This is a genomic window from Nocardia sp. NPDC004260, from assembly GCF_053603155.1.
The window spans coordinates 1-21,754 of the sequence record NZ_JBSGEZ010000031.1 but is presented as its reverse complement, the minus strand read 5'-3'; the positions used below and the strand labels follow the sequence as shown (position 1 = coordinate 21,754).

Below are 21,754 nucleotides of genomic sequence, written 5' to 3'. Positions count from 1 at the left end.
CGAGCGCGGTTGCCGAGGCCGTTGGTTCGCGCATGCGACGCGGACGAGTATGCGCTGTTGTCGACAACGTCACCGGTCGGTCTATCTACACTGACAACGCTGAGCACCACCGGATCGACGCCTTGTCCGAAACCACACTTCGACGGAGAAGTTCTATGTCCGGCCGCCGGAACCCCAAGCGCAACAACAGCTCACGTCGTCCGAGTACCGTACCGGCGATTCGGTATCCGGCCCGATCCGTCATCGACATCCTGCTGCCCGCCATGATCACGCGCCGCAGCGATGCGCCGACCACCGACACCGGCCTCGTCCACGTCTGGGGTTTCACCGGCACCGGCGAGGACGACAGCGCGAGTGCGGCGGGCTTCGCGGAATTCTCGCCCAACGACACCCCCACCGTGGCGGGCTCTCCCATCCTGGACATCGCCGGGCGGATGATGGCGGGTATGAACGGCCGCCTGTGGGGATTCGGGCTGGCCCACCAGGCCGCCACGGACGCCGTCGTGCACGGGATCGACAACCAGCCCGACACGATCACCCCATCGCCGGACGGGCCGGAAGAATCCTCCACCCCCGAAGAAGTGTGGGCCGCCAGCATCTTCGACGCCCGCGGAAGGGAGATCACCCAGCTGCGCTACGTGCATCTGCCGGAGCTCGAACCGATCACCTTCGACAGCGACACCCTCGATCGGCGCAGCACCATTCACGACTGGATCGACCGAGTCCAGACCGGAGTCATCTCGGCGCACGTCTGGGCGGCGGCCCTTGCCCTGGACGCGCAACGCAACCGAGCCGTCCTCGCGCAACTGGAACAGCGACTGCTGAGCTGACCGCGGCGCCCGCCGAACCGACCCGGCGATGTCCCCACGGCATCACCGGGCGCGGCGCGGTCCGCGCGAATATCAGGTGTGCGCGCGAGCACCGAACCAACGGGCCAGCGATTCCTCGAGGCCGTCCAGGTCACCGCCGTCGGCAGCCCACGCCACGCAACCGTCGGGACGGACCAGAATCGCCGAAAGCTCGCGCGGCTGAGCGGCTTTCGCGGTGACGACCCGCACCCGCCCGGACCATCCCGCGGCGTGGGAGCCCAGGTCGCCGGAATCGACGAGGTCGAGCAGGATGCCCTCCGCGCCGGTGAAATGCTCACCGAGGCGGGTGCCGTCGGCCAATTCGATGTCGGGAGCGACCGATCCGATGAGCGGGTGTCCCCCGCCGATGTCGTAGCGATGCCGAACACCGGAGATGTTCTTGAACACGCCGGTCGCGCCGTCGCGCGAGGCGAGCAGTTCGGCGGCGACGGCGCGCAGGGCACGGCTGCGGATGTCGGTGCGCATCAAAGCGACCTGCGCGCGCGTCCAATCCAGCACCCACGCGCCGATGGGATGGCGTTCGGCGGTGTAGGTGTCGAGCAGACCGCTGGGCGCCCAGCCGCGCACTTCCGCGGCCAGCTTCCAGCCGAGATTCACCGCGTCGCCGATACCGAGGTTCAGGCCCTGCCCTCCGAAAGGTGAGTGCACATGTGCGGCGTCACCGGCGAGCAGCACACGGCCCTTGCGGTAATCGGGGACCTGGCGGGTGTTGTCGGTGAAACGGGTGGCCGAATGCACGGCGGTGACGACCACCGGGACTCCGCTCACGGCACGGATGCTCTGCTGCAATTCGGCCGCCGTCACCGGGGTCTCCCGGTCGGCGGGCGGGCCGTCCAGTTCGACGGTGAGCACGCGGCCGGGCATCGGTCCATAGGCGTAGATACCGGTTTCGGTGGCATTCCAGCTCATTCGGAGGTTCTCGGCTCCGGTCATGTCCACGATCGCCTGATGGCCGGTGATCTCCGGGTCCAGGCCGGGGAACTCGAACCCGGCGAGCTTGCGGACCGTGCTGCGCCCGCCGTCACAGCCGACCAACCAGCCGGTGCGCACCCTACGGTCACCGCAATCGACGGTGACACCCTCGCCGTCGTCGGACAGCCCGATGACCTCCACCCCGCGCCGGACCTCCACGCCGAGTTCGGCAGCGCGGCCACCCAGTATCGCCTCGACGGACTGCTGGGCCACCAGGAAGACCTCGGCGGCCGGACCGGCCTCGGCGAATTCCGGATCGTCGAAGTCGACGGCGTCCGTATTCAGCATGATGCCCGCGAAGTGACCCACCGCCGGCCGCCGCCCCCGGTCGATCGGCGGCATGCCGCCATCGCGACGGAACTGCGCGAACCGGGCGAACGCGGCGTCCTGCTCGGCGCGCAGGTGCGGCAGCAGCCCGCGCCGGTACATCGCCTGAGCGGTGGGCACATTGATCGCCCCCGCTTTGATGGTGCGGTCCGGCTCCGTGAGACGCTCCACCACGAGCACATCCACCCCCGCGAGCCGCAACTCACAGGCCAGCATGAGCCCGACCGGCCCGGCGCCGACCACCACCACTTCACGTGTCTCGTTCATGCGAAACACTTTGCGGCGGACGAATTGCCCGGCACTTGCACCGGCTTGCATGCCGCTTGCGCGGAGGCGTCGCCGCAGAAATCGGCAGACACTCGAAGCACCCGAGGATATTCCCCGCTGGGTGAGACCGCCTTGTCACAGCTGGGCAGGGAATGGCGGACGTTTGCGCTGGTCATGCGAGAATCGTGGACATGGGCACCCCCTACTACGACCCGTTGCAGGCGGATCCCTGGGGGCGGGCCCGATACGGCCTGCTCGCACTACCGGCCAAGATACTCGGGGCGGATCCGACCCCGCCGGCGTCCTCGGCGGTCGCCGATACCCGGAAACAGATCGAGAGTCTGATCGCCCCACCCCAAGCCTCGGCCACGCTGCGGGAAGTCATCGAGTTCACTCGAAACGCCTTGGATCTCATGGTCGACCAACTCGGCAACGGACAGCCCGAGGACATTCCGGACCTGATCGTCCTGCTCGATGAGGCCGACTTGTACGACGTGGCCAACGAGTCCATCGTCACCACGCATTACAACGAGAAGTCCGGAAAGCTGGCCCGCCTTGCCGACGATCTGAAAGCCCAAGCCACGCGAATATCCGGCAAGGTGGGCGACGTGGCGAAGGACAACATCGCGTTGATCGGAACGATCGGAGACGAGGCAGCACGTCTCGCACCGGTGCTGCAAGCTGCCACGGTGGCGGTCTCGGCGCGCTCGAAGAAATTGTCGCCGACCGAGGAGAAGGCACTCCTGACCGAAGTCGTCGCAACCCTCGTGCGGGTGGAGACGAGATTCGCCGCGGTCGCCGGGCACAATGCCGACCGGGCCGGGACCACGGGCCCGCTGACCCTGGAACAACTGGAGCGGATCTTCCCCGGCACATCGCGTGCGAAATTGCGGGAGTACCTGCCCTACCTCGACCAGGCGATGCGCGACTTCGGGATCGACACGCCGAAGCGGGAAGCCGCTTTCCTAGCCCAGATCGGGGTGGAAACCGACGACCTGAAAACGCTCGACGAATACGGTGACGACGAATATTTCAACCGCCTCTACGGGCCCGGCTCCAGCGTCGGCCGAAGCTTGGGCAACAACAAGCCCGGCGACGGCGCCCGCTTCCACGGCCGTGGCGCGTTGCAGCTGACCGGTCGCAACAACTACCGGAAGGCGGGCGAGGCCCTCGGTGTCGATCTCGTCGGCGATCACAAGCTGGCCGCCGACCCGAAGTACGCCTTCGCAACCGCGGGGTGGTTCTGGGACGCCAAGAATTTGAACGACCGGGCCGACGAATCGGATGTCGACGCGATCACCAGATCAATCAACGGAGGTTCCAATGGCGCTTCGGAGCGCAAGGAGAACTACGACCGTGCCCGCAAGGTACTCGACGCGGAATGAACGCAAATTGTTCGCCACGCATCGGCGGACTTGCGCAAATGGTATCCAAGCGTTCGCCATCGGTTCACGCACGGAGTTGCCGCCGATCGACTGACGCGGTCGGCGCGGCCCGTGGCAGCGGTCGGCGACCACGTTCGCGATCGGGCATTGTCCGATACGGTGCGCGGTCCCGCACGTCTTCCGACCGTCCCCGGCGCCTACGATCCGGTCATGGCGGAGATCAGGAGTGAGCGGCGGGACAAGGTCGCGGTCATCACCGTGCACGACCCGGATCGGCGGAACGCGTTGACACCGGCGCTGTCCGAACAACTGGCCGCCGCGGTGGCCGGGGCCGAGCGCGATACCGGCGTGCACGCGGTGCTCGTCACCGGAACCCCGCCCGCATTCTGCGCCGGAGCTGATCTGAGCGCGCTCGGCGCGGCACGCGAGGAGGGGCTGCGGGTGATCTACGACGGATTCCTCGCGGTCGCGCGCTGCGCACTGCCCACCATCGCGGTGGTCGGCGGCGCCGCCGTCGGCGCGGGACTCAATCTGGCGCTGGCCGCGGATGTCAGGATCGCCGGTCCCCGCGCGCGGTTCGACGCGCGATTCCTGCGGCTCGGCCTTCATCCCGGCGGCGGGATGACCTGGATGCTGCAACGCGCCGTCGGACCGCAACGGGCCGCCGCGATGACGCTGTTCGGGGAGATCCTCGATGCCCGGTCGGCGCTGAGCGCCGGATTGGCGCACCGGGTGATCGACGGCGATCACGACGCGCTGCTCGCCGGAGCGATCGACTTCGCCGGCGGCGCGGCCGAAGCTCCGCGCGATCTGCTCATCACCACCAAACGCACCATGCGCCACACCGCGAACCTCGACGCCCACGCCGACGCCGTCGACGCCGAGATCGTGCCGCAGGTCGCCTCCCTCGGCTCCCCGGAATTCGCCGCGCGCCTGACGGCGAAGCAGGCGGAGATCGGCCGATCGAGATGAACGTCGGCGCGGTGTGGGCGGAGGCCGTCGGAGCAGGACGAAATCGGTTTGGCGTTTCCGGCGGCGGGTAGCCGCTCCGAGACCGCATAGGAAGCGCACGACTCTGCGGCCGATGGTTCGTGTCCGAATCGCGGGGCCCCTTCGTGTGTGCCGGGTGCCTTGCGACCACGGAGAGCGAGAGGAGGCCCTATGCACTACATCGATGACACCAAACACCTGCTCAGCGATCTCGTGGGACGGGTGATCGAGTCGGCGACCAGCTACTCGGGCAGTCAGACCGTGACCATCGCCCGGCCACGAGCCGAGGTCGAGCAGTTCTGGCGCGACCCGACGAGCCTGTCCGAGGTACTCGGCGACGTCGCCGAGGTCAGATCTCCCGCTCCGTCCACCTACGAGTGGAGGCTGCACGCGGGCGCCGACGGACACACGACCTGGAAGACCACACTGCGCGAGGAGGACGGACACTTCCGGTTCGTCGGCTCCGCCGACCAGGACGCAGGCCAGGGTCTCGAAATCGAACTCACCTTCCGGGAAGCACCGCGAAATCTCGGGACCGAAGTGACGATGCGAGCCCGGACCCCGCTGCCCGACCTGCTGACCGGCGCGGGCATGTTCACCGCGCTCTACCGAGCCCGAGCCCGGTTGCAGACCGGCGAAATGCCCACCCTGGCCCACAATCCGAGCGCCCGCTCTTCCGCTCGGTGAACAGGAGGAGACATGCACGCGCTCTGCTGGAACGGCGTCAACGAACTCGCCGTGGAAACCGTCCCCGATCCGATTCTGGTCAATCCGCACGATGTCATCGTCCAGGTCCGCCTGACCACCACCTGCGGGTCCGATCTGCACTTCATCGACGGATATCTGCCGGGAATGCGGGAAGGCGACGTCTTCGGACACGAATTCATGGGCGAGGTCGTAGAAACCGCAGCCGAAGTCACCTCGATCGCCGTGGGTGACCGTGTCGTGGTCCCGTCCTTCATCGGATGCGCATCGTGCTGGTACTGCGACCACGAACTGTATTCCCTTTGCGATACCACCAATCCGAACAGCGCTCTGCAACAACCGCTTTTCGGCTACCCGACCGGCGGAATCTACGGCTACACCCATCCCTTCGGGGGTTATCAGGGTTCCCATGCGCAATATGTCCGTGTCCCCTTCGGCGACACCAACTGTTTCCGGATACCGGAGGGCATCACCGACGAACAGGCATTGTTCCTGTCCGATGCCGTGCCGACGGGACTGATGGGCGCCGAATTCTGCGACATCCACCCCGGCGACACCGTCGCGGTGTGGGGCAGCGGCGGCGTCGGGTTGATGGCCGGGCACACGGCACGCCTGCTCGACGCCGAGCGGATCTTCGTCATCGACCGCCTTCCCGAGCGGCTGCGTGTGGCGGAAGAGCAGTTCGGCGCGGAAACCATCGACTACACCGCCGTCGACAGCGTTTACGAGGTCCTGCGCGAAAGTACCGGTGGCCGCGGGCCCGACGCCTGCATCGAGGCCGTCGGGATGGAAGGACACGGCACCGGACTCCAGCAACTCTACGATCGGGCCAAACAGTTGCTCCGGCTGGAATCGGATCGCGCGACACCGCTGCGCGAAGCGATTCTCGCGTGCCGGAAAGGCGGCATCGTCTCGGTGCTCGGCGTATACGGTCTCACCGACAAATTCCCCATGGGCGCCGTGACCAACAAGGGCCTCACCATCCGCACGGCACAGCAATACGGCCAGCGGTTCGTACCCCGCATGTTCGATTACATCCAACAGGGCGATCTCGACCCCTCCTACCTGATCACCCACGACATGCCGCTCGACGACGCGGTATACGGCTACGACGTCTTCAAGCACAAAAAGGAAGGCTGCATCCGATCCGTTTTCCGGCCCTGAGCGGGCCCATGTGGCCGCAGCGCCGAGATAGCTCGTTGGTTGCCCATCCGACCCGGTAGCCGGATCCTCCGCGCCTCGCCTGCTCGATCGAATCGCCGCAAACGCCCACGCGCGTTGCGCGACAGTGGGTACGCTGCCCGACGACCCTCGAGACGGCCTCCGCGCGACCCGTACCGCGCAACTTCCGAACAAACTCTTGACTCGTTCCAGAAAACGGACGAGACTTCCGAGCATGCCAACGGCCTCGGAGTTCCAGCAGATGCTGCGAGGAGTTTCGCTACGTGTGACCCGCCCGCGGGTCGCGGTGCTCAGCGCGGTGCACGACCACCCGCACGCCGACACGGAGTCGATCATCCGCGCTGTTCGATCCGCGCTGCCCGAGGTGTCCCACCAAACGGTCTACGACTCCTTGAACGCACTCACCGCCACCGGCCTCGTCCGGCGTATCCAGCCGTCCGGGTCCGTCGCCCGCTACGAATCGCGGGTCGGCGACAACCACCATCACGTCGTATGCCGAGGGTGCGGGGTGATCGCCGATGTCGACTGCGCCATCGGCGAGGCCCCGTGTCTGACCGCGTCCGATGACAGCGGGTTCTCGATCGATGAAGCCGAGGTCATCTACTGGGGCCTGTGCCCCGATTGTGTGGAATCACAGGCTTTCCGATCACATTCGTGATCGCAGCCCACATCACTCATTCAGGAAGGAATGCTGTGTCATCCGATAGCCGCCCGCCCAATCCTGACACCAAGACCCACAGCGCGAGCGAGAGCGAGAACCCGGCGATCCCGTCCCCCACCGCGAAGACGGACCATCGCCCCCGCAGCAACAAGGACTGGTGGCCGGAGCAGATCGATGTCTCGGTGCTGCACGCCCATACGTCCAAGTCCAACCCGCTCGGGGAGAACTTCAACTACCCAGAAGAATTCAAGAAGCTCGACGTCGACGCCCTCAAGGCCGACGTCGCGGCGGTCATGACCAATTCGCAGGACTGGTGGCCCGCCGACTACGGCCACTACGGCGGCCTGTTCATCCGGATGAGCTGGCACGCCGCGGGCACCTACCGTATCTCCGACGGCCGCGGCGGCGGCGGTCAGGGCGCGCAGCGTTTCGCGCCGCTGAACAGCTGGCCGGACAACGCCAACCTGGACAAGGCGCGCCGGCTGCTGTGGCCGGTCAAGCAGAAGTACGGCAACAAGATCTCCTGGGCCGACCTGCTGGTGTTCGCGGGCAACGTGGCCCTCGAATCGATGGGGTTCAAGACCTTCGGCTTCGGCTTCGGCCGTCCGGACATCTGGGAGCCGGAGGAGGTCTTCTGGGGTCCGGAGGACACCTGGCTCGGCGACGAGCGCTACAGCGGTGACCGCGAGCTGGCCAACCCGCTCGGCGCCGTCCAGATGGGCCTGATCTACGTGAATCCCGAAGGGCCCAACGGTCAGCCGGATCCCGTGGCCGCCGCGCGCGACATCCGCGAGACATTCGGCCGCATGGCGATGAACGACGAGGAGACCGCCGCGCTGATCGTCGGCGGACACAGCTTCGGCAAGACGCACGGCGCGGGCGATGCCAGCCTGGTCGGCGCCGAGCCGGAAGGCGCTCCCCTCGAACAGCAGGGCCTGGGCTGGAAGAGCGCCTACGGCACCGGCAAGGGCAAGGACGCCATCACCAGCGGCCTGGAGGTGGTCTGGACGGCCACCCCGACCAAGTGGGGCAACGGCTTCCTGCAGAACCTGTACGGCTACGAATGGGAGCTGACCAAGAGCCCCGCCGGGGCCTGGCAGTGGAAGCCGAAGGACGGTGCGGGCGAGGGCGCGATCCCGGATCCGTTCGGCGGGCCCGCGCGTACGCCGACCATGCTGACCACGGACCTGTCGCTGCGCGAAGATCCGATCTACCGGGAGATCACCCGGCGCTGGCTCGATCACCCGGAGGAGCTGGCCGAGGCGTTCGCCAAGGCGTGGTACAAGCTCCTGCACCGCGACATGGGCCCGATCAGCCGCTACCTCGGCCCGTGGGTTCCCGAGCCGCAGCTGTGGCAGGATCCCGTTCCCGCTGTCGATCACGAGTTGATCGACGAGCAGGACATCGCGGAGCTGAAGAGCAAGGTGCTCGAGTCCGGCCTGTCGGTCGCGCAGCTGGTCAAGACCGCCTGGGCCTCGGCAGCCAGCTACCGCAGCACCGACAAGCGCGGTGGCGCCAACGGTGCCCGGATCCGGCTCGAGCCGCAGAAGAACTGGGAAGTCAACGAGCCGGACGAGCTGGCCAAGGTGCTGCCGGTGCTCGAGCAGATCCAGCAGAACTTCAACAGTTCGGCCACCGGCGGCAAGAAGGTCTCGCTCGCCGACCTGATCATCCTGGCCGGGTCCGCGGCGATCGAGAAGGCCGCCAAGGACGCGGGCCACGACGTCACGGTGCCGTTCGCACCCGGACGGACGGACGCCACCCAGGAGAACACCGACGTCGAGTCGTTCGCGGTGCTCGAGCCGCGGGCCGACGGGTTCCGCAACTACACGCGGACCGGCGAGAAGGCTCCGCTGGAGCGCCTGCTGCTCGACCGGGCGTACATGCTGGACGTGACGGCTCCGGAGCTGACGGTGCTCATCGGTGGTCTGCGCGCTCTGGGCGCCAACTACGGCGGCACCGACCACGGTGTGTTCACCGACCGGCCGGGCGTGCTGACGAACGACTTCTTCGTCAACCTGCTCGACCAGAACACCGAGTGGAAGGCGTCGGAGTCGGCGGAGAACGTCTACGAAGGCTTCGACCGCGCCTCCGGTGCGGCGAAGTGGACGGCGACGGCCAACGACCTCATCTTCGGATCGCACTCCGTGCTGCGGGCGGTGGCCGAGGTGTACGCGCAGGACGACGCCAAGACGAAGTTCGTCGACGACTTCGTGGCGGCGTGGGTCAAGGTGGTCGACAACGACCGGTTCGACCTCGCCTGATCGATATTCGACGATCCAGGCCGGTCCTTCGTGGCCGGCCTGGATCGTCTCGTCACGGACCTATATCGATTGCGCGACCTCGTCGTCCTGGCGGCGCCCGGTGGTCATGTACAGGGTGCGGCGGCCCACCTCGACGGCGTGGTCGCCGAAGCGTTCGTAATAGCGGCCGAGCAGAGTGACGTCGACCGCGGCTGCGGTGCCGTTGTCCCATCCTTCGGCCAGGATCGCCGCCAGTAGGTCGCGGTGTAGATCGTCCATGGTGTCGTCGCGAGCGTCGAGGTCCGCGGCGTCGCCGGGGTCGGCGGTGGTCAGCACACCGACCGCGGCGTCGGCGAGGTCGACAGCCGCCGCACCCATGTGGGTCATCAGATCTCGCACCGGTTCGGGGACCACGCCGGCGGGATGCCTGCGTCTGGCGGCGTCGGCGATGTGCTCGGTCAGCGCGCTCATCCGGGTGAGGTCATCGACCAATTGCAGCGCCGTCACCACCTGCCGCAGTTCTCCCGCGACGGGAGCTTCGAGGGCGAGCAGGGTGACCGCGGCGTGCTCGGCGTCCTCGCGCATCGCGGCGGTTTCGGCGCAATAGTCGATGGTGCGTTCGGCCAGCTCCAGATCCGCGCCGAGAAGGGCGTCGGTGGCCATCGCGATGGCCTCCCGATTGCGCACGCACATCGCTCGCAAGTGGTCGGCGAGCTGCTCGAGGTGATCGTGGAAGCGGGTGCGCACCCCTCCATCATCGCGCGCATCCCGCCGGCGCGCTGCGGGTCCGCGATCGCGCACCGGTCGACTGCCGGAACCTGAGTTAACATCGTGGTTTGCCTGAGAAAGCTGTTCGTCGGCCGTGCCGCTGCCGGTCGGGCTGGAAGGGGCCGGTGTGGATCTGCCATCAGCGGGGCCGTTGACGGCGCGGACCGGTACCGCCGGGACGTGGTGGTCGTGTTGCGCCGCCGGGATGTCGATGCCGTGGCGCACGCTGCAGCCGCGACGTCGCGACACGGAGTTGCTCGACACGCTCACCGACGCGGGATTGCCCCTGGCGCGAGCCAGGGTCCGGCTGACCGCGCTCATCCATGGCGTGCGGCCCGCTCCGGCCTACGGGGTGATCGAAGGAGCGTTGCGGCCGCCCGCGGTAGCGATCGCTATGACCAGTTTCCTGGTCGAACACCCACAGGCTCGTTTCGTGGTCGATCCGGCGATGTGCGCCGACGTACACGCCCGGGTCCTGCCACAGCTGCGCCGCCCGTATCGCGATCTCGTCGCTCCACGTAAATCGCCTGTCGGCCTAGCTGATTCGCTCGCGCTGTCCGCTGTCCCCGTGGACGCGCTCGACTTCGCGATCGCGACGCACATCCACTGGGACCACGTGGCCGGACTGCTCGACCTGCCGGCATCCCTCACGCTGCGGGTGACCACGGCCGAATTGGGATGGGCGACGAACCCCGAGACGGCCCCCATGGGCGTCGCGGAGTCGCTCGGCTCACGACCGAAACCGTCCTTCGACCTCGACGGGCCCCCCGTACTCACCTTTTCCCGCAGCCACGACCTCTTCGGCGACGGCTCGGTGCTGGCGGTGGACCTCTCCGGGCACACCCCTGGCAGCATCGGGCTCGTTCTCGCGGTAGCGGACGGGGGCACCGTGCTGTTGGCGGGCGACGCCGTCTGGCGGCGGGAGCAGATCCGGCTGCTGCGCGAGAAACCCCCGCTGCCAGGGCTTCTCGTCGACCACGACCGATCCGCCGCGTTCGCCGCGATCCACCGCCTGCACCGCCTGCCCGCGGACGTCGAGGTCATTCCCGCCCACGACCACACCGCGGCGAAAAGATGGGCGCATCGATAACCGCGCGGCCTCGTGTACTGGGCCTCCCCCCTTCGCCGGCATCCGCGACCCGGCGCCGCGTTGGTCACCAGACGTGGCGGACCGCGGTCTGCGAACCCGCCGGATCACACGGGGAAGACGGGGCCAAGGTCCCGCGGCGAGTGTCGGTTCGACTCTGTGCACGGTCTCTCACGGCGCATAGCGTCCGTGGTACCCGCGTTCGCCAAGGCGCGGTGCGGAGGAGAGCCAGCCATGCGTGCACGAGTCGTCTACGAATCGATGTTCGGCAACACCGCGGCGGTCGCGGAAGCCATCGCGGAAGGGCTGCGCGAGCACGCCGACGTCGAAGTCGTGCCGGTGGCCGCGGCCGCCGAAGTGCCCGCTCCGAAGGTGCATCTGCTCGTGGTCGGCGGACCGGCCCGCACCTTCCGGCTCGGCCGTCGGCGTACCCGCCGCGACGCCACCAAGCGAACCGATGCGCCGATCGCCGATATCGGTGTCCTGGAGTGGCTCGAAGCGGCACTGCCCGTTCCGCGGGGGCACACTGCCATCGCGTTCGCCACCAAACCGGCCGGTCAGTCGTGGCTGCCCGGATCGACCGCACGCGGCATCGGAAAACGACTGCGGCGCTTGGGCTATGCCCTCGCCGACGACCCGATGGATTTCCTCCTCGAAGACTCGACCGGCCCGCTCGGTCCAGGAGAGCTGGAACGCGCCCGTGCCTGGGCCGCGCGCATCGCCCACACCGAACTGGACCGGATCTCGCACCCGGATTGCCGGCACCGGAACGATGCGCGAGATCAACGACTCGACCAATGGGTAGCTCCGGCTGACGACCGCGGTCGAGCGGTACCGCCGCACAGGCGGAAGAGCCGGTGATCATCACCCGCCCACCGAGTTCATCGGCAGCCGGACCGTAGCTCCCGCCTCGAGCCGCGCGCTCTGGTCCCGGCAGGTGACCTCGATCGGCGGCGACGCGCCGGGATCCGAGCTGATCTCGACGCCATCGCCGCTGACACGCACCGTCAGCCGATGGCCGCGATAGATCATCGGAAACGACAAGGCGCCCAAGGACTCCGGCCAATACGGGCAGAACACCAGGCGGTCGCGGCGCAGCTCCATACCGGTGAAACACCGTTGCAGCAGATCGACGCTGCCCGCCATCGCGGCGAGGTGAATCCCCTCCGCGGTGGTTCCGCCCTGGATATCGGCGACGTCGGAGCCGAGTACCAGATCGAAGAACTCCACGGCGCGCTCCCGGTTGGCCCGCGCCAGCACCCACGAATGCACCAGCGCGCTGAGCGTCGAGCCGTGCGACGTGCGCGACAGGTAGTAGTCGATGGTCCGCGGAATCATCTCGCCGGGCAGTTCGTATCCGAGATGGCCCAGCAGTTCCCGGAGTTCGTCGGCCGACAGTAGATAGAACAGCATCAGGACATCGGCTTGTTTGGCTGCGCGATAGCGGTTGACGTCGTCGCCCTCGGCCTCGAGTAGCCGGTCCAGCCGCTGGATGTTGCCGTATCGACGACGGTAGTGATCCCAATCGAGTTCGGCCAGTCGCTCGTATCCCTCGAACTGGCTGATGACTCCGTCGTGGAAAGGGACGTACATTCGCCGAGCGACAACGGACCAGTGCTCCGATTCCGACGGTCGCACCGACAGCTTCTCCAGCAGCTCCGATCGTTCGCGCGGTGCCAGCAGGGCGAGCGCGTCGATCGCCCGCAGGATCACCCAGGCCGCCATCACATTGGTGTAGGCGTTGTTGTCGATACCGGCCTCCGGCGCGTCCGGATAGCCGGAATGGAACTCGTCCGGGCCGATCACGCCGCGGATGGTGTAGCGTTCGCGCTCGGCGTCGTAGCGGGCCAGGCTGGACCAGAAACTAGCGATCTCCACCAGCAACTCCGCGCCGCATTCGACGAGGAACTCCAGGTCGCCGGTGGCCTGGTAGTACTGCCAGACGTTGTAGGCGATCGCGATCCCGATGTGGTGCGCACGGCGGCTGGGATCCGGATTCCAGCGTCTCGACAGTGGATTCAGATGCATCCGCTGGCTTTCTTCACGGCCGTCACTGCCGGACTGCCACGGGAACATCGCCCCGACGAGTCCCGCTTCCGCGGCCGCTCGCCTGGCCTCGGGCAGACGGCGATAGCGGTACCGCAGCAGAGAACGGGTCAGCTCGGGAAACCGCGGATTCAGCACGGGAAAGACGAACAGCTCGTCCCAGAACACATGACCGCGATAGGCCTCACCGTGCAGGCCGCGCGCGGGCACGCCCACATCCATGTGGGTGGTGTTCGGTGACAAGGTCTGCATCAGGTGCAACAGGTGCAGGCGCACGATGCGCGTCGCGTCCTGGGCACCGTCCAGGTCGATCCGCAGCCGCGCCCACAGATGCTCCCACGCCACCGCGTGTCCCTCGAACAGATCCGCGTAGCTGTCGACGGCGTCGATCCAGCGCGCGGCTTCCTCGTCGGGTCCCGCCGTGGCCGGATCACGTCCGGTGAACACGGCGACGATCTTCTCCACGGTCACCGCGTCCCCGCTGGTGACCGGAACCGTGAAATCGTGCCCGATCAGGCCGTCCTCATGGATCGCTTCGCATGCCGGGTCGATGGGCTCCCCGCCGCGTCGCAGACCGCTGCGGGTCGCGACGGCCACCGGTGTTCTCGAGGCGCCGGTCCGCGCCGAGAGCAGCACCGATCTCGCGGACAGGTGGACGGCGTGTTCGGTCACCAGATGGGTGTCGGACAGGTCCCAATACCGCTGCACCAACTGATTGCGCACGGATCCATCGATCGCCGAGCGGATGGTCAGTTCGCCCGACCAGTTCTCGGCGGTGATCGTCGTCGCCATCGCGCCCGAGTGCGGACGATGCATGGCGGCGAACCGGCGTTGCGTCACCGCGGTGATCCGACCCGACGGATCGCGAAAACGGAAGCGCCGCACGAGTTCGGCGCGGCGCAGATCCAGCTGCTGGCGGTAATCCAGCAAGTCCGCGGTATCGATGTCGAACCAGGGGCAGCGTTCGATCCGGAAGGTCAGCGGGAGCCAATTCGGCAGATTGACCAGACTTTCGTTGTCGACCACGTGGCCGGTGATCGTGTCGGAGAGCCGGTTGTACACACCGCCCACATACGTACCCGGGTAGTGGACCGCTCCCGCCCCGCATTCCGGAGCCGCACCGCGGGTGGCGAAATAACCGTTGCCGACCGTGCACAGCGACTCCCGAAGCTTCTCCCGGGCCGGATCGTATCCATCGAAGTCGAGGGTCCACGACTCCGGCGCGGCCGCGACGGTATCGGGTCGCAGTCTGCGGGCCAGCCGATCGAGGAAGTCGCGGACACGATGCGGCCCGTCGACCGCGTACCGGGCGGCGGTGTGCCTGTCACCGGTCTCCTCGTGGCGCACCACGATGGCGAGCCCATCCGCTTCGACGGCATCGAATGCGTCCTCGTCGGTCAGATCGTCGCCGAGATAGACCGGCAGCACCGGGACGGTGAGATGGTCGAGAATCCACCGCACCGCGGCGCCCTTGTCCCAGTCCACATCCGGACGCAGCTCGGCGACACGCCTGCCATGGGTGACGCGCAAACCCGCCGTGTGCCCTGCCTCGTGCACCGCGGCGACCACTCCCCCGACGTGGTCCGCCGTAACGTTGCGGTAGTGAACGGCGACCGCGAACCGCTTGTGCTCCACCAGGATTCCGGGGACGTCCCGCAGGCGACGCCGAAGATCACCGGCCGCCGCGGCGAGCGCCTCCTCTGCGCCGGGCGCGGCATCGTGCACGTGCCCGGTGCCGTCCGGGGCCACCAGATCGAAGCCGTGACTGCCCGCGTACCAGATTCCGCCGACGCCGACGCGGGCACGCAGATCGGGGAGATCGCGTCCGCTGACGACCGCGACGGGGCATTCCGTGGCCAGCTTCCCCAATGCGGCCGCCACGCCCGCGACGGGTTCGGCGGCATTCGGATCGGGGACGATATCGGCGACGGTACCGTCGAAGTCGAGCAGCACCGCGACCTTCTCGGTGCTCAGACGGTCGGCGATACGCGGCCAGCCCTCCTCGACGTCCGGCAGCTGCGACATCCGCCGGAAGCCCCCGCGCAACCGCACCCGAGCGAGGTCATCGACGACGACGTCGGCTCCCCGCGCCAGCAGCCCATCCGCGTTCGCCCGCCGGTCGACACCGATGACCAGCGCGAAGCCCCCACTGCGACCGGCGGCGACGCCAGCCTCGGCATCCTCGACCACAACCGTCCGGTCCGGTCCGGCCCCGAGTCGGCGCGCGGCCTCGAGCAACATCGCCGGATCGGGCTTCCCCGCCAGGCCCAATGCCTCGGCATCGTTCCCGTCCACTCGCACCGTGAACAGGTCCGCGACACCGGCGGCCGTGAGCACCTGCGCGCAATGCCGGCTGGCGGAAAAGATGCCCGTGCCGATGCCCGCGGCCGTCAAACGACGAACGAGGTCGACGGTCGACGGGAACACCTGGACACCCTCACGTGCGACGCGCTCGCGGAACAGGCGATCCTTGCGGTTTCCGAGCCCACATACGGTTTCGGCCGTCTCCGGATCGGCGGCGGTGCCCCAGGGCAACGCGATACCTCGCGCCGCGAGGAAGTCCGCCACGCCTCGATAGCGTGGCTTGCCGTCGACGAAGCGGAGGTAGTCGGTTTCGGTGAACGGCGACCGGTCCTGTCCGGCGCCGGCGGGACGCCGGGTGAGGAAGTCGTCGAACAATTCCGTCCACGACGCGGCGTGCATCGACGCGCTGTCGGTCACCACCCCGTCCATGTCGAAGATCACCGCGTCGTGGCGGCGCGAATCGATCCGCGGTGTCGCCCGCACACCGTTGCTCACGACTTCAAGCCTGACCGAGCCGCCGGTGTCCCGTCCAGGGACGAAAGTCCGCAACAACCGCCTGACGTGGGGGCCACCAGCGACGAGATCCGGGACCAACGACTGTTTTCCCATCGGCGCGGGAGACCTACCGTCGGCCATATGAACGAGCTACCCACCGCAGAAACCATCGAGAAGGCCGTCCTCCTCGCCGGCCGGGCGCCGTCGCTGCACAACAGCCAGCCCTGGCACTGGACGTTCGACGGCCAAGCGCTGCGGCTGTTCGCGGTACCCGAACGCCGCCTCCCGGCGACCGACACCGCCGGTCGTCAGATGCTGATCAGCTGCGGTGTCGCGCTGGGCCATCTCCGGGCGGCCATGTCCGCTGCCGGTTGGCGCACCCTCGTCGCCCATTTCCCCAACCCGAATCGTCGCAATCATCTGGCCACCATCACGTTCCATCGGTCGCATTTCGTGACCGACGCAGACCGCGCCCGCGCCGACGCCATCCTGCGCAGACACACCGACCGGCTGCCGTTCGCGGCACCGCCCGGATGGCCCGATTTCGAAACCGTGCTGCGCAGCACGTTCGATCCCGCCGACGCCACGCTGAACGTCCTGCACGACGACAGCCGCCCCACGTTGGCCCGCGCCTCAGAGATGACCGCGTCGCTGCGCCGCTACGACCCGGATTACCACGCCGAATTGCAATGGTGGACGGGGCACGTCGTCGCCGACGCCGGTGTCCCCAAAGAGTCGCTGATCTCCGAGCAGGAACGGCAGCGGGTGAGCGTGGGCCGCAAGTTCCCCACCGTCTCCGGTGACCGGCGCGGTGAGGTCGCCGACGACCATTCGGTGATCCTCGTCCTCTCCACCGACAGCGACACCCCCGACGACGTGGTGCACTGCGGTGAGGTGCTGTCCACGGTGCTGCTGGAGTGCACTCTCGCGGGGTACGCGACCTGTCCGCTGACCCACCTGACCGAAGTCCCACAGAGCCGCGCGCTGGTCCGCACGCTGACCGACGGTTTCGGCTTGCCTCAGGTGCTGGTCCGGGTCGGCTCGGCGCCCGAATCCGCGCAGGACGTCCCCCTGACGCCGCGCCGCCCACTCTCGGAGATCCTCGAAATGTCCGGTCCACAGGGCGAGGTGGACTGAGGCCACATCGATATCGGGACGTTCGCCCCCGCTTTACGGGCAGCAGTACCCTCCCCTCGCACCCGCCCCTCGAGCAAGCTGTGTGCTATGTCGACCCGTCGTATACCTCCATGTCCACCCGACGGAACTCCGGACCCGGACTCGGTGCCGTTGGCGGTTCCCGCGGTGGTGCTCGCCGCGATCATGCTGATCGGGATGCTCGTGGCGCTCGTCCTGTTGCTGCCCGATTGGGCGCACGACTACGGCGCCGGCCTGGTGTATCTGGCCGTGTTGATCTATGCCGGTCTCGCGCTGCGGCTGTTGTGGTGGGGCGTGACGATCCTGCGTGCCGGGGTGGCGGACACCGAGAAGTAGAACGCCGTGCGGAGAGGTCACGGCGGCCTCGCGCCGGGCCGGCGGCCGACAGCGGCGACGGTGACCAAGGACCCTGCGTCGCGGGCGGAACGCCCGTATCCGCCCCGGACGATCCCGCGAAGACTCGAACCATGACCGCGAACGACGAAGCACCCGCCATTTCGGTACCCGAGCATCGGGTGATCCTGGCTGCGTTGCGGCTGGCCACCCGCGCGCCGTCGGTGCACAACACCCAGCCGTGGCGGTGGGTGTTCGACGGAACCCGCCTGCACCTCTACACCGACGCCGATCGGCTGCTGCCCTCGACCGACCCGCACGGCCGCCAGCTGGTGATCAGCTGCGGAACCGTCCTGCATCACGCGCGGACCGCCTTCGCCGACCAAGGCTGGCACACCGACACGGTGCGCGTGCCGAACCGGCAGCGACCCGACCATCTCGCCGTGATCGAATTCCGGCCGTGGACCGACCCACCCGACGGGATCCACACCCGAGCACGCGTCATCGACCGGCGCCGCACCGACCGGCTGCCGATGCTCGAACCGCAGGGCTTCGCAGGCCTGCTGCCCCGGCTGCGGATGCTCACCTCCCCGCACGAGGTGGAACTCGACGTCTTGGACGACAGCGCCCGGCCTCGGCTCGCCGCCGCCTCGGAACAGATCGGTGCGCTGCGCCGCCAGGACTTGCTGTATCAGACCGAACTGGAATGGTGGGCCGGGCATTCGGAGACGCTCGAAGGCGTGCCGGCCTCCGCGCTGGTGTCCGACGCGGAATTCGCACGGGTCGGAGTCGGGCGCGCGTTCCCCCCGGCGCCGCGTTCGATGCGGCGGGCCCGGCTCGATGATCACGCGCGGCTGGTTCTGCTCGGCACCGACGGGGATTCGGTGACGCGCTGGCTGCGCACCGGCGAGGCGCTGTCGGCCGTGCTGCTGGAATGCACCGCCGCGGGCCTGGCGACCTGCGCGCTCACCCATGTCACCGAACTGCCGACGACCCGGGGACTGCTCGCCAGTCTGGTTCCCCGTCCGGCGACCCCTCAGGTGCTGCTCCGTGTCGGCACCGCACCCGACGACGCCGACATGGTCCCGCCGACTCCCCGGCGCCCGGTCACCGACGTCTTCACCGTCACCGGCTCCCGCTGAGCCCACCGACACCCGAAGGGCGGCGGCCCGCGCCCATGGCACGACGAATCGAGGAGGACGCGGTGGAATACCGGATCGCCCTGGTCGAGTCAGCACCGGAAACGGTGCTGCGGATGGCACGCAGGCTTCGTCCCGACCCAGGTCTGCTCGGCGAGGACATCGCCGAGGGAATGCGGGAAGTGACCCGCGTCGTGCGGCAGGCCGGTTTGGTCGCCAGCGGCGCGCCCACGATCACCTTCCGCGACGACACACTCGAAGGCGAAGCGGCCGCGGTGGAATTCGGCGTCGCGGTGGAGCCCGCACCCAACCTCGGGCCCAGCTCCGGCGCGCAAGTGGTCGTCCTGCCGGGAACTCTCGTCGCCCGCACCTGCCACCGCGGCAGCTACCGCGATCTCGCCGCCGCGTATCAGGCGCTCCAGGAATGGCTGCGCGACAGCGGCTACCGGCCGATCGGTCCCCCCACCGAGGCGTACCTCATCGGCCCGGACGAGGTCACCGACGCCCGGCGTCTGCTCACCGAGATCCGGTTGCCGGTCGCCCCCGCCGTCACCGTGGCGGTGCATCTCGACGCCCCTTTCGAGGAGGCGGTGCGCAGGACCAGGGATGCCTTGCGCGGTGCGGAACTGGCGGTGATCGGCGAAGTCGATCTGCAGGCCACGCTGCGCGAGACGATCGGCGAACAGATCGAGAACTATCTGCTGCTGGGCGTCTGCGACCCCCAGCTGACCTACCGGGCGCTGTCGGCCGACCGCCACGCCGGGGCGATGTTCTCGTGCGGTCTCGTGGTGCGCTCGACCGACACCGGCACACAGGTCGAGGTCGCCGATCCGGAACTGCTGGTCTGCGTCACCGCGCAGCCGGGGCTGCGGTCCGTCGCGGGCGAGCTACGGCGGCGGCTCGCCGCCGCATTGGCGGTCCTCCGCGATTCTTCGCCCGCGCGGACGTGATCCGATCGCGTCCACGGCGATCCGGTATCCGGGGTGACCATGGTCCCGTCAGTGCGGGTAGGAGTCCTCTCACCGGTCCCGGCTCGGACGAGCAGTCTCGTGGATATCGCACCTCGACCACGATTCACCCGTGAAAGGCACACGTCATGAGCTACCACCGCGACCCCCTCGCACCCGCGGTGCACACCGCGCACGAGTGGCTGCGCACTCTGACCGACGAACTCGCCACCGAAGACCGGGCATTCGCGCACCGCGCACTGCGCGCCTGGCTGCACACGGTGCGTGACCGCATCGGTGTCAACGCGGCCGCGCACCTGAGCGCCCAGCTGCCCGAACTGCTGCGCGGGATCTTCTACGAGGGCTGGGTGCCCACACACGTGCCCTTCCCGCACGACGTGCCCTCCTTCCTCGATCAGTTCGCAGTGGAAGCAGGCGTCTCCCGAGACGAGGCCTACGCTCTCGCGGGTGCGGTGACCGACGCGCTGGCCGATTTGTTCTCGCCCGGCCAGCTCGATCACGTGTTCGCGCTGTTGCCCGAAGATCTGCGGGCCGTCCTGCGCGGAGCCGACCTCGCGGGCACCTTGCAGCAGGACGCCACTCCGGTCACGCGACCGGAATCGTCTCGTCTCGACGAGCTGGACGGCCGGCTACGCGCACTCACCGACGCGGTGGCGGTGCTCGCCCGCAGCCTGGAAGATCTCTCCGGCGGCGAACCGCACGACAGCGCGCAGGTCTCCGCCGCGCAGCAAGCCCACCGGATTCTGATCGCCGAAGGCCTCACCCGCTCGGAGGCGCCGACCTGATCGCTGCCGGGCTCCCCCGACCGGCCCTACCGAATACTTCCCGGCGCGGTGCGTCGCACCGCGAGTGATATGCCTGCGCGGCGAGTCCCGTCGCCACGGAGGAAAGGACTTTGGTCCGTACCGAGCGGCGTGCCCGATGCGTAGTGTCGACCCCACCCCCGCTCCCGGATTGGACACTCGATGATCACGGTGTTTCTGGTCGACGACCATGAGATCGTCCGCCGCGGCCTCGCCGACCTGCTCTCCGAAGACCCGGAACTCACCGTGATCGGCGAAGCAGGCGACGTCGCCCAGGCCCTCGCCCGCATTCCCGCACTCCGGCCGGACGTCGCCGTTCTCGACGTGCGCCTGCCCGACGGCAACGGGATCGAACTCTGCCGTGACCTGCTGTCCAAGCTCGACGATCTGCGCTGCCTGATCCTGACCTCCTTCACCGACGAACAGGCGATGCTGGACGCGATCCTCGCCGGAGCCAGCGGCTACGTCGTCAAGGACATCAAGGGCATGGAGCTGGCCAAAGCCATCAAGGAAGTCGGCGCGGGGCGCTCCCTGCTCGACAACCGCGCCGCCGCCGCCTTGATGCAACGACTACGCGCCAACACCCACCACGACGGCCCCCTGGCCGGACTCACCGATCAGGAACGCAAACTGCTCGACCTCCTCGGCGAAGGACTGACCAACCGCCAGATCGCTCAGCGCATGTTCCTCGCCGAGAAGACGGTGAAGAACTACGTATCCCGCCTGCTCGCCAAGCTCGGGCTGGAACGGCGCACCCAGGCCGCGGTCTACGCCTCCAAACTCCGGTCCCGGCCGTCCGGCTCCACCATCGACTCCTGACCGGTGGCGCGTCCATATCCGCTCGGCGGTGGCGTTCATTTCCGGAACCGGGTGAAATATTCTTGAGCCATGGCGAGAAGCCGCGCTGACGGCGTTTCAGGGGCGCATATGACTGATTACGCGTCGGCCGACCCCTACTCCGTGCGCGATACGCTTTCGCAACTGCGGCTGCGCGAACTGCTCGGCGAGGTCAAGGATCGCATCGAGCAGATCATCGATGCCCGTGACCGCATGGA

Annotated in this window: 19 protein-coding genes; 16 read left to right on the top strand and 3 right to left on the bottom strand. The window is 68.2% G+C overall.

Annotated elements, in window-relative coordinates; translation table 11 throughout:
• Positions 1-155: 155 nt before the first annotated feature.
• A complete protein-coding gene (locus ACWEO7_RS19410) occupies positions 156-830 on the top strand; it encodes a hypothetical protein (protein WP_452424974.1) in 675 nt (224 codons plus the stop codon).
• 72 nt (positions 831-902) lie between these two features.
• On the opposite strand, the gene ACWEO7_RS19405 is transcribed toward ACWEO7_RS19410, so the two are convergent.
• Entirely contained in the window at positions 903-2,435 is a 1,533-nt protein-coding gene (locus tag ACWEO7_RS19405; RefSeq protein WP_452424972.1) for an FAD-dependent monooxygenase, read from the bottom strand.
• A 191-nt stretch (positions 2,436-2,626) separates the two neighbouring features.
• Between ACWEO7_RS19405 and ACWEO7_RS19400 the strand changes: the two genes are divergently transcribed.
• From ACWEO7_RS19400 to katG, 6 genes are all read left to right on the top strand, one after another.
• On the top strand, positions 2,627-3,820 hold the full coding sequence (locus tag ACWEO7_RS19400) for a glycoside hydrolase family 19 protein (protein WP_452424970.1): 1,194 nt from the start codon (positions 2,627-2,629) through the stop codon (positions 3,818-3,820).
• Between the two features lie 210 nt (positions 3,821-4,030).
• A complete protein-coding gene (locus ACWEO7_RS19395; protein ID WP_452424968.1) occupies positions 4,031-4,792 on the top strand; it encodes an enoyl-CoA hydratase in 762 nt (253 codons plus the stop codon).
• A 189-nt stretch (positions 4,793-4,981) separates the two neighbouring features.
• On the top strand, positions 4,982-5,497 hold the full coding sequence (locus ACWEO7_RS19390; protein ID WP_452424966.1) for an SRPBCC family protein: 516 nt from the start codon (positions 4,982-4,984) through the stop codon (positions 5,495-5,497).
• A gap of 12 nt (positions 5,498-5,509) precedes the next feature.
• Positions 5,510-6,679 carry a zinc-dependent alcohol dehydrogenase gene (locus tag ACWEO7_RS19385; RefSeq protein WP_452424964.1) on the top strand — a complete coding sequence of 390 codons (1,170 nt, stop codon included), beginning with the start codon at positions 5,510-5,512 and terminating at the stop codon, positions 6,677-6,679.
• A 232-nt stretch (positions 6,680-6,911) separates the two neighbouring features.
• A complete protein-coding gene (locus ACWEO7_RS19380) occupies positions 6,912-7,355 on the top strand; it encodes a Fur family transcriptional regulator (RefSeq protein ID WP_452424963.1) in 444 nt (147 codons plus the stop codon).
• 35 nt (positions 7,356-7,390) lie between these two features.
• Positions 7,391-9,622, top strand: coding sequence for a catalase/peroxidase HPI (katG, locus tag ACWEO7_RS19375; protein ID WP_452424961.1), 2,232 nt, complete (start codon positions 7,391-7,393; stop codon positions 9,620-9,622).
• Between the two features lie 60 nt (positions 9,623-9,682).
• On the opposite strand, the gene phoU is transcribed toward katG, so the two are convergent.
• The gene (phoU, locus tag ACWEO7_RS19370) at positions 9,683-10,348 is read right to left on the bottom strand and encodes a phosphate signaling complex protein PhoU (RefSeq protein ID WP_452424959.1); all 666 of its coding nucleotides are present in this window, start codon (positions 10,346-10,348) and stop codon (positions 9,683-9,685) included.
• 148 nt (positions 10,349-10,496) lie between these two features.
• Between phoU and ACWEO7_RS19365 the strand changes: the two genes are divergently transcribed.
• Together ACWEO7_RS19365 and ACWEO7_RS19360 are read left to right on the top strand one after the other, a co-directional pair.
• A complete protein-coding gene (locus ACWEO7_RS19365) occupies positions 10,497-11,459 on the top strand; it encodes an MBL fold metallo-hydrolase (RefSeq protein WP_452424957.1) in 963 nt (320 codons plus the stop codon).
• Positions 11,460-11,690: 231 nt separating this feature from the next.
• Entirely contained in the window at positions 11,691-12,317 is a 627-nt protein-coding gene (locus tag ACWEO7_RS19360) for a hypothetical protein (RefSeq protein WP_452424955.1), read from the top strand.
• A gap of 3 nt (positions 12,318-12,320) precedes the next feature.
• On the opposite strand, the gene otsB is transcribed toward ACWEO7_RS19360, so the two are convergent.
• A complete protein-coding gene (gene otsB / locus ACWEO7_RS19355) occupies positions 12,321-16,301 on the bottom strand; it encodes a trehalose-phosphatase (RefSeq protein WP_452424953.1) in 3,981 nt (1,326 codons plus the stop codon).
• 141 nt (positions 16,302-16,442) lie between these two features.
• On the opposite strand from otsB, the gene ACWEO7_RS19350 reads away from it, so the two are divergent.
• The 7 genes from ACWEO7_RS19350 to ACWEO7_RS19320 all read left to right on the top strand — a co-directional run.
• Positions 16,443-17,438, top strand: coding sequence for an Acg family FMN-binding oxidoreductase (locus ACWEO7_RS19350; protein ID WP_452424952.1), 996 nt, complete (start codon positions 16,443-16,445; stop codon positions 17,436-17,438).
• Positions 17,439-17,525: 87 nt separating this feature from the next.
• Positions 17,526-17,792 (top strand): hypothetical protein, encoded by a 267-nt coding sequence (locus tag ACWEO7_RS19345; RefSeq protein ID WP_452424950.1) that lies wholly within the window; start codon positions 17,526-17,528, stop codon positions 17,790-17,792.
• Between the two features lie 131 nt (positions 17,793-17,923).
• On the top strand, positions 17,924-18,931 hold the full coding sequence (locus tag ACWEO7_RS19340; RefSeq protein WP_452424949.1) for an Acg family FMN-binding oxidoreductase: 1,008 nt from the start codon (positions 17,924-17,926) through the stop codon (positions 18,929-18,931).
• Positions 18,932-18,966: 35 nt separating this feature from the next.
• On the top strand, positions 18,967-19,878 hold the full coding sequence (locus ACWEO7_RS19335; protein WP_452424947.1) for a DUF302 domain-containing protein: 912 nt from the start codon (positions 18,967-18,969) through the stop codon (positions 19,876-19,878).
• Positions 19,879-20,024: 146 nt separating this feature from the next.
• Positions 20,025-20,681: a DUF2267 domain-containing protein gene (locus ACWEO7_RS19330; RefSeq protein WP_452424945.1), complete on the top strand. Its 657-nt coding sequence runs from the start codon at positions 20,025-20,027 to the stop codon at positions 20,679-20,681.
• Between the two features lie 180 nt (positions 20,682-20,861).
• Positions 20,862-21,518: a response regulator gene (locus ACWEO7_RS19325; protein WP_450023637.1), complete on the top strand. Its 657-nt coding sequence runs from the start codon at positions 20,862-20,864 to the stop codon at positions 21,516-21,518.
• 108 nt (positions 21,519-21,626) lie between these two features.
• The coding region (locus tag ACWEO7_RS19320; protein WP_452425070.1) for a hypothetical protein at positions 21,627-21,754 on the top strand (128 nt) is incomplete at its 3' end.

What these genes read in the sequence shown, in the direction of transcription:
- ACWEO7_RS19410 (WP_452424974.1), top strand. Translation starts at nt 156, where the DNA reads ATGTCCGGCCGCCGGAACCCCAAGCGCAACAACAGCTCACGTCGTCCG.
- ACWEO7_RS19405 (WP_452424972.1), bottom strand. Translation starts at nt 2,435, where the DNA reads ATGAACGAGACACGTGAAGTGGTGGTGGTCGGCGCCGGGCCGGTCGGG.
- ACWEO7_RS19400 (WP_452424970.1), top strand. Translation starts at nt 2,627, where the DNA reads ATGGGCACCCCCTACTACGACCCGTTGCAGGCGGATCCCTGGGGGCGG.
- ACWEO7_RS19395 (WP_452424968.1), top strand. Translation starts at nt 4,031, where the DNA reads ATGGCGGAGATCAGGAGTGAGCGGCGGGACAAGGTCGCGGTCATCACC.
- ACWEO7_RS19390 (WP_452424966.1), top strand. Translation starts at nt 4,982, where the DNA reads ATGCACTACATCGATGACACCAAACACCTGCTCAGCGATCTCGTGGGA.
- ACWEO7_RS19385 (WP_452424964.1), top strand. Translation starts at nt 5,510, where the DNA reads ATGCACGCGCTCTGCTGGAACGGCGTCAACGAACTCGCCGTGGAAACC.
- ACWEO7_RS19380 (WP_452424963.1), top strand. Translation starts at nt 6,912, where the DNA reads ATGCCAACGGCCTCGGAGTTCCAGCAGATGCTGCGAGGAGTTTCGCTA.
- ACWEO7_RS19360 (WP_452424955.1), top strand. Translation starts at nt 11,691, where the DNA reads ATGCGTGCACGAGTCGTCTACGAATCGATGTTCGGCAACACCGCGGCG.
- ACWEO7_RS19350 (WP_452424952.1), top strand. Translation starts at nt 16,443, where the DNA reads ATGAACGAGCTACCCACCGCAGAAACCATCGAGAAGGCCGTCCTCCTC.
- ACWEO7_RS19345 (WP_452424950.1), top strand. Translation starts at nt 17,526, where the DNA reads ATGTCGACCCGTCGTATACCTCCATGTCCACCCGACGGAACTCCGGAC.
- ACWEO7_RS19340 (WP_452424949.1), top strand. Translation starts at nt 17,924, where the DNA reads ATGACCGCGAACGACGAAGCACCCGCCATTTCGGTACCCGAGCATCGG.
- ACWEO7_RS19335 (WP_452424947.1), top strand. Translation starts at nt 18,967, where the DNA reads ATGGCACGACGAATCGAGGAGGACGCGGTGGAATACCGGATCGCCCTG.
- ACWEO7_RS19330 (WP_452424945.1), top strand. Translation starts at nt 20,025, where the DNA reads ATGAGCTACCACCGCGACCCCCTCGCACCCGCGGTGCACACCGCGCAC.
- ACWEO7_RS19325 (WP_450023637.1), top strand. Translation starts at nt 20,862, where the DNA reads ATGATCACGGTGTTTCTGGTCGACGACCATGAGATCGTCCGCCGCGGC.